The sequence below is a fragment of the Verrucomicrobium sp. GAS474 genome (assembly GCF_900105685.1).
Classification (GTDB): Bacteria; Verrucomicrobiota; Verrucomicrobiia; order Methylacidiphilales; family GAS474; genus GAS474.
The window spans coordinates 1,993,757-2,006,304 of record NZ_LT629781.1; the positions used below are offsets into that span (position 1 = coordinate 1,993,757).

Sequence of the window (12,548 nt, forward strand, 5' to 3'; positions counted from 1 at the left end):
CCCCTACTTCGCGTGGGCGGGCTCGATGTTGGCTTGGGCGGCCTCGGCCCCGGGCTCTGCCTGCGGGGCGGGTGCGGGGACGGCAACGGGAAGCGAGGGGCGGATGCGACCGCTCTTCGCGATGACTTCCTTCAGCTTCTTCAGGCGCGGGCCGTAGGTGGCGTGGCGGAGGCATTCCTCCAGGGAACACTCGAGCCGCTCGGCCCAGGTCCCCGCGCCGTAGCTCCCCGGAAGGTTGTAGCGTTGGCGGATGCCGAGCATGTCGCTGGTAAGGAAGGCGGCGAGGACGCAGGGGCTGCCGAGGAGGGTCCGCTGGCTCGCCTCGAGAAGGGCGTCGTTCATCTCGTCGGGCCGGGTTCCCTTCCACCCGACGAGGTGGAGGAAGCTCTCCAGCTCGACCGCCGAGGCGTGATGGGCGGCCTGAGCGCCGAGGACGAGGTTCGCGTACTGGACGGCGAGCGGCGCGTGATCGTGGGTGGCGTAGGTCGCGAGGCTCAGGGGCCGGAAGGAGGCGATCGGAAGGAGCGTGTGGTCGGGATTCCGGTCGAGGGTCGGGAGGCTGAGGCTCGGCACGGCGAGGTCTTCGAGGGCCTGGCGCATGTAGGGCGTCATGTCGGCCATCAGTTCGGCGACGAGGGCCATCGACCCGGCGGCTTCCTTCAGGACGGAGATCACCTCGCGGCCCTGGAGGTCGTTCAGCTTCGCCATCATCGGGTCGGAATCGGGGCCGGGGACGAAGCGGGGGATGCGGCCGCCGGTCCGCTGCTTGATCTGTTCCAGGTCGAGGCGGGAGAAATCGGTGTGCTGCGGTCCGCCGCCCCACGGCATCATGTAGGCGCGGAAGTACCCGCGGAGGTGGTCGACGCGGCAGAGGTGGAACGTCAGCGATTCCCGCCGGATGCGGCGGCGGAGCCAGGCGAAACCCTCGGAGCGATGGTTCTCCCAGCGATAGGGCGGGAAGCCCCAGTTCTGGCCCCACCGCTCCGAATCCTTGCTGGCGTCGAAGGCGCCGAGGGACTGGGCCCCCATGCTCCAGTCGAGGTCGAAGAGCTCGGGGCGTTCCCAGGTGTCGACGCTGGCGCGGCTGACGCCGAACGACATCTCCCCCATGAGGAGGACGTCGCGGGCCTCGGCATAGGAGCGGACCGAGGCCCATTGCCGGGCGGCGACCCACTGGATGAAGGCGAAGCCGTCCCGCACCTGCTCCAGCGCGTTGTGCTGGGGAACGTGGGCGAACCAGGCCTCGGCCGAGGCGCGGTTCTGGTGGACGGGCTGCCATTCGGTCCAGTTCGTGTTCCCCTCGTACTCGCGGATCAGGAGGCGGAAGAGGGTGTAGGCGTCGAGCCACTCGGCGTTCTCCTTCTTGAACTTCGCGAACTCGTCGTGGAGCCCTCCCGCCTGCGCCTGGGCCAGGAAGCGGCGATGGCTGGCGAGGAGGAGATGGATCTTGAGGGATTGGACCGAGTTGTATTTCACCGCTCCCTGCCGGAGCTGGGAGAGCCACGAGGCGGGCGCGGCCTTCTCCATCGTCTCCCGGTCGGGGAAGCCGGGGACCTCCTCCGGGGAGAGGGTGAGGAGAGCGGGCGAGAGGGCGCAGGAACTGATCGGGTTGTAGGGGCTGTAGTCGCCGACGACCTCGTGGATCGGGAGCGTCTGGAGGACGGAGAAGCCCATCTTCACGCAGAAGTCGACGGCTTCGCGCATGGCCTGGGTGTCGCCGATCCCCTCGTCGCTGGCGCGGCGGAGGGCGAAGACGGGGGCGAGGAGGGCGGTGTGTTTCCGGTTGGGATCGAGTTTCATGGCGGTGGGAGGGATGGGGGTTGGAGGAGTTAGAGGGCGGGGCTTTCGATCAGCTGGCGGAGGTCGGGGCGGGTCCGCTTCACCGTCGTCTTGAGCTTCACCGGCCTGCCGAGCCGGGCGGAACGGAGAAGCGCCTCGATGATCTCGATATCGATGAGGCCTTCCTCGCCGGACGGCTCCGGGGTCCTGTCGTGGAGGATGCAGTCGGAGAAATAGAGGAGTTCGGGGCCGAACTGGTCGTGCGCGCCGAAGGTCCGGGTCGCCGTCTTCCCTCCGATCGTGACGCGGTGGGTCGAGGGACCGGGGAAGGCATAGCCGTTGTCGACGCGCAGGTGGCCCTTCGTCCCGAAGAGCTCGTAGGCGTTCTCGGGATCGCTGCTGAAGCTGGTGGTGAAGGTCGCGATCCGGTTCCCGGGAAAACGGAGGACGCACGACGAGAGCTCGTCCACGTCGCCGAAGCGGCGGCCCGATCCCTCGACGCTGGCGGCGAAGACCTCGGTCGGCTCGGCGCGGAAGAGGGAACGGATCGTGTTGATGCAATAGATGCCGATGTCGTAGAGGGTCCCGCCGCCCCACTCCTTCTTCGTCCGGATATCGCCCGGCTTCACCTGCATGGTGAAGTAGGAGTTGAAGAAGCGGATCTGGCCGAGCTTTCCCGAGGAGGCCCAGCGGATCGCCGTCAGGTTCCCCCGCTCCAAGTGAAGGCGATAGGCCGTCATCAGCTTCACGCCGTGCTTCCGGCATCCGGCGATCATCGCCCGGCAGTCGGCGGAGGTGACGGCGAGGGGCTTCTCCGAGAGGACATGGACGCCGAGCTTCGCGGCGCGGAGGGTGTATTCCCGGTGGAGATGATTCGGCAGCGCGAGGTAGATCGCGTCGACCCGCTGCTCCCGGAGCCCGCGCTCGAAGTCCTTGTAGGAATAGACCTTTTCCAGGCCGTACTGCGTCCCGAAGGCCGCCTGGGAGGGATGATGGTAGAACAGGGTGACGAGTTCCGAGTTCCGCCCGGCATGGACGAAGGCCGGGAGGACGGCGTCCCGCGCGATCCAGCCGAGCCCCATCACGGCGTAGCGGATTTTCTTGGCCTTCTTTTTCACCGGCGATTTCAAACGAGACGTGGGCATCCCCTGGGGATTTGCACAGAGCGTGCCATTTTCCCCGAACGGGCCGCTCCCCATCTGGAGAATCGATTTTCAGCCCGGTAACCGGGCGCGGCGGAGCGGGTACAATGCATGCCCCGGCGGGGGGGATTCCCTGCATTTTTCAGGAAGGCGAAGGGGAGATTGTTTTAACATTTATCTGAAAAGTTAGGGCGTTTGCCTGAATCCATTAGTGCTTTCCGGGGGTGATTGTTACGATCGGAACTAAAGGCGTTTTCCCGCTCTCTTCCGCTCCTTTCAGCTTCCCACCCCCCCCGCATCATGACCTCCATCGCGACCCCCCTGCTTCCCGATTCCTCTCTTTTGAATCCCTTTAAAAAGCTCCAGTATGCTTGTAAGTATATTTACGCAATCACGCTTACTGCCTTGCTTTGCCTCCCCCTGAGCGCCGAAGCTGGGGAGGAGGCGGTTCATTGGGAAAGCAGCGGTTGGGGCGGTGGCGGATTCTTTTGGTCGGCGGTCTTCCATCCGACCAAAAAAGGGGTCCTCTACATGGGCGGCGACGTCCTCGGGATCTACAAGACCGACGATTCCGGGAAACAGTGGCGCCTGATCAACAACGGCCTGCCCAGTTATGGAGTCTTTTCTTTGGCCGTCACTCCGGCAAGCCCGGAGAGCATTTACGCCCTCACTGTGAACGGCCCTGCCCGAAGCCTCGACGGCGGCGAACATTGGACGGCGAACCCCGTCCAGAAGGAAATCGTCTGCCAGAAGTACAAGAGCATCCGGGCCATCGCCGCCGATCCGGTCGATGCCGACCTGGTCTACGTCGGCAGCCCGAAGGGGAAGATCTTCAAGAGCGAGGACGGCGCGAAGACGTGGAAGGAAGTCTACGCCCTGGCCCAGGCGGGCACCGTCTTCAGCGTCGTGATCAATCCGCGCCAGCCGACCCAGGTCTTCGGCGCGACGGCGACGGCGGGGATCGTCGAGAGCGACGACCGCGGCGTCACCTGGAAGGAACTCGCCACCCCGAAGAAGGCGGCCCACATCACCGTTTCCCCCTCCGACGGGGTCCTCTACGGCGCGTTCTTCGACCAGGGCGTCTACAAGTCGGCCGACGGCGGCAAGACGTGGACGAAGACCGCGATGGAGGCGAACGCGAAGAACAACGCCATCGAGGTCGTCGTCAATCCCCAGGACGCGAACACCGTCTACTGCCTCGCCGCCGACCACTCCGCCTGGGCCGGCGCCGTCTACACCAGCCACGACGCCGGGGCGACCTGGACGCGGAACAACCGGATGAAGCCCGATCTCGAAAACGATCCGACCAACCCGAAGGATCCCGACTTCCTGAAGACCGGCACCGGCCCGATGAGCTCGGTGACCAACCTCGCCCTCTCGCCGAATTTCCCGAACGACCTCTTCATCTCGGCCAACTGGCGGAGCGCCTACAGCGAGGACGGCGGGAAGACGTGGGCGGAGCGGGCGCGCGGTGCCGACATCTCCTGCGTCACCGACATCCGCTTCTTCAAGAACCGCACCTACGCCGCGAACATGGACGAGGGCGTCCTGATGAGCGAGAACAACGGGGCGAACTGGAAGGCCATCTGGCCCCTCTCCTACCAGCCGAAGGTTTCCGGCGACGTCTGGCGGGTCGCGATTTCCGAGGGGAGCGCCGGCGACCGGATCGTCGCCGCGGCGAGCCCCTGGAACAACGTCCCCCGGAAGAACGTCATCCTGCTCAGCGAGGACGGCGGCGCGACGCCTCCCGCCGTCATTGACGCCGGTCTCCCCGACTACCTCCCGAAGGCGAACACGATGTGGGACCACGGCTACCTCCGGGCGCTGGCCGCCGACCCCAACGACGCGAAGGTCTTCTACGCCGGGATCGACGGCGATCCCGAGGGCGACAAGACGGGCGGCGGCGTCTTCAAGTCGGAGGACGGCGGCTACACCTGGAAGCAGCTCCCCGTCCAGCCCGGCAGCCGCCGGATGTATTACGGCCTCGCCGTCGACCCGACGAACTCCAAGCGGATCTTCTGGGGGACCTGCGGCAACGGCGGCGGCCTCTACCGGAGCGAGGACGGCGGCAATTCGTGGAGCTACGTCTTCAAGGACGAGGGATGGATCTTCAACCTCCATGTCTCGGCCGAGGGGATCGTCTACGCCGCGGGGAAGAACCTGTGGGCCAGCGCCGACCACGGCACGACCTGGAAGAAGATCTCCAACTTCGACGCCAGCCAGGCGATCATGGGCCTCGAGACGAAGCCCGGCAGCCCCAACACGATCTGGATCTCCCGCGTCACCTGGGGGAGCGACGCCGGCGGCGGCATCTACAAGACCACCGACGGCGGCGCGACCTGGTCCGAGATCACGGGCGACATCCCTTACCGGAAACCCCTCGTCCTCCGCTACAACGCCGCCACGGGCGAACTCTGGACGGGCTTCGTGGGGCTCTTCAAAACCAAGCAATAGCCGGGGAGCAAGAGCAGCCAAGGCAACAAGACGAAACGCCCCGGGACCCTTTCGAGAGAGAGGAGGGGAACCGGGGCCAGAGCACGATGAAGACGCATTCCTTCCACCGCATCGGCACCCGGGCCTTCAGCCTGATCGAGGTCGCCTTTTCCCTGGGGATCTGCTCCTTCGCGCTCATCGCCATGTTCGGCCTGTTCGGGACCGGCCTGCAGAGCAGCCGCGATTCCGAGGACCAGATCCAGGCGGCGAACCTCGCCTCCCTCATCGTCTCGACCCGGATGGCCTCGCCGACGGGGACGATCGCGAACTTCGTCCTCCCGGCCAACGCCATCTCCCGCCCCTACGGCGATCTCTACACCGAGGGGACCTACATCGGCGTCGACGGGAAGCTCACCAGCCTCGCCAACGCCGCCTACCAGGTCACCTGCCGTACCGGGACCAACGCGGCGACCGGCAGCTCCCTTTCCCAGATCTATCTCATGCTCAGCTGGCCCCCGCAGGCCGCCCTCACCAGCGCGATGGTCAAACATTACGAACTGCTCGTCTATGTGCCGATCCGCTAAAGCCTCCCGCCGCCCCCGCGCGGCCTTCACCCTCGTCGAGGTGATGTGCGCCATGGCGATCCTCGTCTTCATCATGGTCATGCTCAGCCAGATCCTCGGCTCCGTGACCCAGGCGTGGGTCGGCGGGCAGCGGAAGGCGAACAACTTCACGAAGGCCCGCGTCATGCTGGAGATGTTCGCCCGCGACATCCGGGGCGGCGTCTTCCGCTCCGACCTCGCCGCCTTCCCCGGCGGGCAGCTCTCCCTCTACACGAACTCCCAGGGCGTCAGCTCCCAGGGCGGCTCGGTCCGCGCCGTCTCCCTCGTCACCTACTCCTACAGCACCGACCGCAGCACCCTCGCCAGCCTCAGCACCCTCCAGCGCGGCGACACCGGCATCCTCTGGAGTTCCGACGCCGCCTCCATCGCCTTCGGCAACACCGCCGGCTTCGGGGCCAACGCCGTCCATCCCCGCGACACCGCCGCCGGGGTCATCGCCTACAAGGCCGTCTTCCTCTACGCCGACGGCACCCTGTCCTCGACCTACAGCGCGGGCACGTCGAGCCCCGTCAGCAGTTCCGGCACCTCCTCCGCCAATCCCCTCTGCGGCGTCGGCCTCACCCTCGCCGTCATCGACGACCAGACTCTCCTCCAGCTCAACAGCGCCCAATTCCTCGGCCTGCGGAGCCTTCTGGAGGAGGGGGCCCACGGCACCACCAGCGTGAAGGGGGATTGGGAGAAGATGATCAAGAGCGGCGCGCTGAACGGGTACCCCATGGGGGTGAAGGCCAACCTCAAAATATTTGAACGCTATGTCACCCTTCCCACACTCTGACTCCCGCTTCGCCCGGGATCGGGGCGCGGCGCTGATCTTCGTCCTGGCGACGCTCTCCATCGTCGCCCTCTGCCTCGTCTCCTTCGTCACCGTGACGCGGACCGACCGCTCCGCCACGCAGAACTACAGCCAGTCCCTCAAGGCGGAGCAGATGGGCGTCGGCTGCCTCCAGCTCGTCGCCAACGAGCTCCAGAAGGAAATGGCGAAGGATCAGCTTCCCGACCTCACCTACCCGACCAACGCCCTCTACACGAACGTCACCGCGGCGAACCTCCTCCCCACCCCCATCGGCGTCAACCAGACGCTCATGACGAACCTCGTCAAGATCAGCACGAACGCCCCCTCCTACACCGGCAGCCGGGCCAAGGGGACCCTGCTCGCCTCGACCCTCAGCTCGACGGCGGCCTCGCAGAACGGCCACTACGTCAGCCTCTCCCGCTGGAACATGCCCTACCTCGGGACGTTCCCGAACAATGCCAGCGCCCCCTACTGGGTGATGATGACCCGCGACGGCCCGACCAACGCCGTCGGCCTTCCCTTCGGCGCGACCGGAAACACGGCGAACAATCCGGCTCCCTCGAACAAGAACTACATCCTCAGCCGCTTCGCCTACGCCGTCTACGACGTCGGCGGATTGCTCAACATCAACGTCGCCGGGTACCCCGCCAGCGAGGCCGCCTCGGCCCAGATGAAGGGAAGCGCCGCCTGGGCCGACCTCTCCCTGATCCCCGGCGTCGGCAGCGTCGATAACCTCGTCAAATGGCGCAACGCGGCGAGCCGCAACGATTACTCGACCTACGTCACGAAGGGGGTGGCGACGAACGGCTTCCAGACGACCTATCCCGGCGACACCCAATTCCTGAGCCGGAGCGACCTCATCCGCTACGCCCGGGACAATCCTTCGATCCTAAGCACGAACGCCCTTCCTTACCTCACGGTCTTCTCCAAGGATTCCAACGTCCCGAGTTGGGGGCCGACGGCCAACCTGACCGGGTACGCCTACAAGGACAACGCCAACACCGCCGCCGCCATCAACCGGGCCCTTCCCCGGGTCCGGGTCGCCACGGGGAAGGAATTCACCCGCCGCGACGGGACGACGGCCCACGCGGGCGAGCCGCTGCTCAACCGGCGCTTCCCGCTGAGCCGCCTCGCCCTCGTCTCCTACAACGGGACGGGAGGGACCGGTTCCGACGTCTTCAAGTACTTCGGCCTCCAGCGCGCCGATTCGAGTTCTCCCTGGGTCTATTGCAATATCGACGGCACCCCCGCCACCACGATCAAGACCCTCCAGCAGGCCGCCGACGAGAAGCGGGAGCCGAATTTCTTCGAGCTCCTCCAGGCCTGCATCCTGAGCGGCTCCGTGGGGCAGTTCCCCCCGAACAACTCGTATATCTCCACCAAGCTCATCGACCAGATCACCACCTACCAGATCATGCGGATCGGGGCGAACATCATCGACCAGGCCGACGCCGACAACTACCCGACGATCCTGAAATTCAACGGGATCAAGTTCGAGGGGATCGAGGACATCCCTTATCCGAACAAGGTGCTGATGAAGATCATCACCAGCTCGCCCTATCAGAATCCGTCCGCCGCCGGAAACGTCAATTGGTTCTCCACCTTGAATCCCCGGGTCTTCTTCGAGATGTGGAATCCCCACCAGCAACTCGCCACGACTCCCGCAGTGGGGCCGACCGAATTTCGTATCGTCCCTTATCTGGGCAGCGCGTTCCAGATGCAGCCTGGCTCCGGTCCTACCGCCCCTCCTCCGGTGGTCAAGACGACGTTTCCCCTGGGCCAGTACGTGAAATTCAACGCCCTCTACAATTCCTATCGCGAGCCGACGGTCGTCTTCCAGGACGCGGCGACGTCCAACGGTGACGCGACGATCCTCGACTTCCCCACGAACCTCACGACGCCGGCCCTCGGCTACATGTTAAATGGAACGACGATCCCTGCTTCAAATTTAGCGTTGCTCGCGGCCAATCACAACGCGAGCTGGTTCGTCGGCATCGGATATGTGAATGCGCTCTTCTCTTTCCAATACAAAGACGCGAACCAGAATTGGCAGACCTATGCGACCAGTGGCGGGCTGGAGGAATCGGGTTCGTCGGCGACCGGAGGGTTCGGTAACACCGGCTACTGGCTCCAGTTGATGCAGACGGCGCTTCTTAACAGCCCACCCACGGCGAATCTGCCGATGTTCCGCGCCGATACGCTCGACGGCTGGTACATGAGCAAGGCCGATCCGCGCACCACGCGCATGGGGGTCAATGTGGGAGCCAATCCTGCGGCTACAACGACCCCTGGGGTGTTCCCTCCACCACTCCCTACGCAGTTCCCCGCGCCGGTGGCGGGAGGAAACAACCTCATCGTCAAGGACACCGCTTCGGGAATCATCAAATACCTCGGTGGAGGTGATTCCGGTCATTCGCCCTGGCCCATGTCGGCGGGTGCCACCTATCGCTGGGACATGATGAGCCAGAACGTCGCCGGGCAAGTGGCCGGAGCCGGATACAACTACACGGCCTATGCCGATGCCGACGCGGCGATCCGTCCCGGGGACTCTTACCTCAGCCCGAGCAACCAGCCGATGCTCACCTACCTCAACGGCGCGGCGGGGGGGGCGACCAACACCCGGCCCATCATCCTGAACCGGCCCTTCCGCTCCGTGGGGGAACTCGGCTACGCCTTCCGGGACGTGCCGTGGAAGACCCTCGATTTCTTCTCCGCCTCGAGTGCCGACGCCGCCCTCATGGACGCCTTCAGCGTCGAGGACACGACGGTCACCTCGGGCCGGGTCAACCTCAACACGAGGAACGCCACCGTCCTCAAGGCCCTGCTGAACGGGACGCGGACCCTGGAGGCGACGGCCTCGGTCGCGACGCCCTCGACGCTGACCTCGACCGATGCCGACCGGATCTCGAAGGCCCTCGTCGCGCTGACCTCCACGACCCCGATGCTCGACTCGAGCGAGCTGGCCCCCCGCCTCGCCGGGGTGACGGCGACGCTCCCGACGACGAGCAAGCTGGAGCACGAGGCCGTCGCGCGCGCCCTCGCCAGCTCGACCTCGGCCCGCACGTGGAACCTCCTGATCGACGTCGTCGAGCAGACCGGGAAGTACCCGCCGACGGCGACGGCCCTGAAGGACTTCGTCGTCGAGGGGGAGCGCCGCTACTGGATGCACCTCGCCATCGACCGCTACACCGGGGCGATCCTCTCCAAGTCGATCGAGACCCCTTCGGAATAACCCGCTTTCTTTTCAAACCCCACCCAAACGCACCCCGTAAAATCATAAAAACCATGAAAACCACCCGCCGCTCCCTGTTCGAGGCCCTTGCCCTCAGCCTTGCCCTCAGCCTCACCCTCTTCCTCGCCGCCCCAGCCGCGCAGGCCGATGACTCCGTCATCTTCTCCAGCAAGAGCGGCCTCTCCCCGGGCTGGAATTCCCCCTCGTGGAGCGGCCTCACCGTCCTCACCTCGAAGGCGAAGCGCGTCGAGGGGGGCGGCGAGATGGCCCTCGAAGTCGTCGCCGGGGACGATGCGAAGGATTACGCGGGCGTCCGCCTCTTCAGCGACGCCGCCCATGCGGTCCCCATCACCGAGAAGCTCCGCGCCGACGGATCGATCGTCGTCTACCTGAAGACGAAGGCGACGGCGACCGGGGCCTCCCCCGATCCCCAGAACCTCCAGTTCATCGTCACCTTCTTCAAGGCCGACGGCAAGGAATCGAACAGCGCGGCCAACGTCATCACGACCCTCGAATCGGTCACCTCGACGACCGCGTCTGAAGCGGGCTGGACCACCGTGACGATCCCGCTTCCGAAGGCGATCAACGATCCCTCCTCCGCCAGCCCCGCCAGCATCTCCGGGATCAGCCTCCAGAACGTCGGCAAGCCCTCGCCCGGTTCCTACTACATCTCCGACTGCGTCATCAAGGAGGGGAAGTAATCCTTCCCGCCTTCTTTTTTCCCCCTTCTTTTCCCACCCACCCACATCCCATCCCATGAATCGCCCGCTCCAATCCACCCTCCTCCTCTGGTCCTCGTCCCTCGTGCTCGCGGCTTGGAGTCTCTCCCCCCTCACCGCCGCCGCCCAGGATGCCCCCGCGGCCGCGCCTGCGCCGACCATCGGCACGGGTCCGGCTCCGGCCAGCAGCCCGTCGGAGGCCGCCTGGGGCTATTGGCCGGGCTTCAAGGCGGCGTGGGAGCAGACTCACAACATCTTCGTCGAGCGGGCGAAGAAGGGCGACATCGAGATCCTCTTCCTCGGGGACTCGATCACCGCGGGCTGGCTCAAGCCGGGGGGCAAGGAGATCTGGGACAAGTATTACGCCCCGCTCCATGCGGAAGACTTCGGCATCGGCGGCGACAGCACCCGCCAGGTCCTGTGGCGGATCGACCACGGCACGCTCGACGGGATCACGCCGAAGGTCGTCGTCCTCATGATCGGGATCAACAACATGTGGGGTGACAACAACAAGGGGACAAACACCGAGATCGCCGCGGGAATCAAGACGGTCGTCGAGAAGATCGAGGAAAAGCTCCCGAACACGAAGATCCTCCTCCTCGGCATGCTGCCCTGCCAGAACAGCTACTTCTGCGGCCGCGTGAAGGCGACGAACGCGATGACCGCGAAGCTCGACGGCGGCCAGGTCCGCTACTTCGACATGTTCGACAAGTTCGCCGCCGAGGACGGGAAGAAGCCGATCGCCGAACTCTACATCCCCGACGGCACCCATCTGAACGCCGCGGGCTACCAGGTGTGGCATGACACGATGGACCCCGTCCTCACCGACCTGCTGAAGTAGTCGATGCGGCCGTCCCTCCTCGCCCTGCGGCTTGCCGTCCTCCTCTCCCTTTCCCTCTGCCCCCTCCGGGCGGAGGGGAAGTTCGAGGTGTTGGGGCCGGTCGAGACCCTCGACAACGGCGTCGTCACCCTCCAGGTGACGCCGAAGACGGGGCGCATCGTCTCCTATCACCGGAAGGGGGAGGGGAACTGGCTGGCGATCTCCGACACGCCGCCGAAGCCGAACTGGCATTGGAACCCCTGGGGAGGAGATCGCCTCATCCCCGCCCCCCAGTTCCTGAGCCCCCAGATCTACGGCACGACCGGCGCCGACGATATCATCGACGGCGAGCCGTGGACGGTCGTCTCGAAGTCGCCGATCCGCATCGAGATGCAAAGCGGCGTCAGCCCGCAGCTCGGCCTCCGGGTCACGCGGCGGATCGAGCTCCTGCCGGGCTCGACCGAGGCCGTCCACACCTTCCGCTTCGAGCGGGTCCGAGAGAGCCCGTTCCCCGTCCATGCCTGGACGATCACCACGGTCCGCGCGGGCGATTACGTCGTCATGGAATCGCTCCCGATGCTCCATCCCGGATGGAAGGCCTTCCGCACGTGGCCCGATCTCTCCCCCGTCGCCGTCACCGCCGGGGTGGCGCTCCTGGGGAAGAGCCGGTTCCTCAAGGTCCCCTGGCCGGGCGAGCTGTTGAAGCTCGGCACCTTCGGCCATTGGATCGCCCTGGCCAGCGGCCCGTCGGCCTTCCGGCAGGCGATCGATTACGACGCGGCCCTCCCCTACCTCGACGCCACCAACCTCCAGACCTTCCTCGACCCGAAGGCCCCGACCTACGAGCTGGAGACCCAGAGCCCCTCCTGGTTCCTCCGTACGGGCGAGGCGAGGGAGTGGAAGGTCCGCTGGACCCTCCTCGATTTCCCGGCCGACGCGAAGGACGAGGCCGCCAAGGCCGCCTTTTTGAACGCCACGGCGGACGGCTTCGTCCCTTCAAAATAACC

The 12,548-nt window shown here is 65.8% G+C and carries 9 protein-coding genes; 7 read left to right on the forward strand and 2 right to left on the reverse strand.

Features of this window, described 5'->3' with window-relative positions; translation table 11 throughout:
• Positions 1–3: 3 nt before the first annotated feature.
• Together BLU04_RS08330 and BLU04_RS08335 are read right to left on the reverse strand one after the other, a co-directional pair.
• Entirely contained in the window at positions 4–1,800 is a 1,797-nt protein-coding gene (locus tag BLU04_RS08330) for a 4-alpha-glucanotransferase (protein ID WP_093284584.1), read from the reverse strand.
• 29 nt (positions 1,801–1,829) lie between these two features.
• Positions 1,830–2,924: a Gfo/Idh/MocA family oxidoreductase gene (locus BLU04_RS08335; protein ID WP_093284587.1), complete on the reverse strand. Its 1,095-nt coding sequence runs from the start codon at positions 2,922–2,924 to the stop codon at positions 1,830–1,832.
• A 402-nt stretch (positions 2,925–3,326) separates the two neighbouring features.
• Between BLU04_RS08335 and BLU04_RS08340 the strand changes: the two genes are divergently transcribed.
• The 7 genes from BLU04_RS08340 to BLU04_RS08370 all read left to right on the forward strand — a co-directional run bounded on the left by BLU04_RS08340 (position 3,327) and on the right by BLU04_RS08370 (position 12,546).
• Entirely contained in the window at positions 3,327–5,375 is a 2,049-nt protein-coding gene (locus BLU04_RS08340; protein ID WP_157895213.1) for an exo-alpha-sialidase, read from the forward strand.
• A gap of 86 nt (positions 5,376–5,461) precedes the next feature.
• On the forward strand, positions 5,462–5,938 hold the full coding sequence (locus BLU04_RS08345) for a hypothetical protein (protein ID WP_093284592.1): 477 nt from the start codon (positions 5,462–5,464) through the stop codon (positions 5,936–5,938).
• On the forward strand, positions 5,922–6,752 hold the full coding sequence (locus BLU04_RS08350) for a prepilin-type N-terminal cleavage/methylation domain-containing protein (protein WP_093284595.1): 831 nt from the start codon (positions 5,922–5,924) through the stop codon (positions 6,750–6,752). Before BLU04_RS08345 ends, BLU04_RS08350 begins: the two co-directional genes overlap by 17 nt.
• Entirely contained in the window at positions 6,730–10,002 is a 3,273-nt protein-coding gene (locus BLU04_RS08355; RefSeq protein WP_093284597.1) for a hypothetical protein, read from the forward strand. Before BLU04_RS08350 ends, BLU04_RS08355 begins: the two co-directional genes overlap by 23 nt.
• Before the next feature lie 53 nt (positions 10,003–10,055).
• Positions 10,056–10,703, forward strand: coding sequence for a hypothetical protein (locus BLU04_RS08360; protein WP_093284600.1), 648 nt, complete (start codon positions 10,056–10,058; stop codon positions 10,701–10,703).
• 55 nt (positions 10,704–10,758) lie between these two features.
• Positions 10,759–11,562 carry a GDSL-type esterase/lipase family protein gene (locus BLU04_RS08365; protein ID WP_093284603.1) on the forward strand — a complete coding sequence of 268 codons (804 nt, stop codon included), beginning with the start codon at positions 10,759–10,761 and terminating at the stop codon, positions 11,560–11,562.
• Positions 11,563–11,565: 3 nt separating this feature from the next.
• A complete protein-coding gene (locus tag BLU04_RS08370) occupies positions 11,566–12,546 on the forward strand; it encodes a hypothetical protein (RefSeq protein ID WP_093284605.1) in 981 nt (326 codons plus the stop codon).
• Positions 12,547–12,548 lie beyond the last annotated feature (2 nt).

Coding starts and splice junctions, on each gene's coding strand:
- BLU04_RS08330 (WP_093284584.1), bottom strand. CDS start 1,800: ATGAAACTCGATCCCAACCGGAAACACACCGCCCTCCTCGCCCCCGTC.
- BLU04_RS08335 (WP_093284587.1), bottom strand. CDS start 2,924: ATGCCCACGTCTCGTTTGAAATCGCCGGTGAAAAAGAAGGCCAAGAAA.
- BLU04_RS08345 (WP_093284592.1), top strand. CDS start 5,462: ATGAAGACGCATTCCTTCCACCGCATCGGCACCCGGGCCTTCAGCCTG.
- BLU04_RS08350 (WP_093284595.1), top strand. CDS start 5,922: ATGTGCCGATCCGCTAAAGCCTCCCGCCGCCCCCGCGCGGCCTTCACC.
- BLU04_RS08355 (WP_093284597.1), top strand. CDS start 6,730: ATGTCACCCTTCCCACACTCTGACTCCCGCTTCGCCCGGGATCGGGGC.
- BLU04_RS08360 (WP_093284600.1), top strand. CDS start 10,056: ATGAAAACCACCCGCCGCTCCCTGTTCGAGGCCCTTGCCCTCAGCCTT.
- BLU04_RS08365 (WP_093284603.1), top strand. CDS start 10,759: ATGAATCGCCCGCTCCAATCCACCCTCCTCCTCTGGTCCTCGTCCCTC.
- BLU04_RS08370 (WP_093284605.1), top strand. CDS start 11,566: ATGCGGCCGTCCCTCCTCGCCCTGCGGCTTGCCGTCCTCCTCTCCCTT.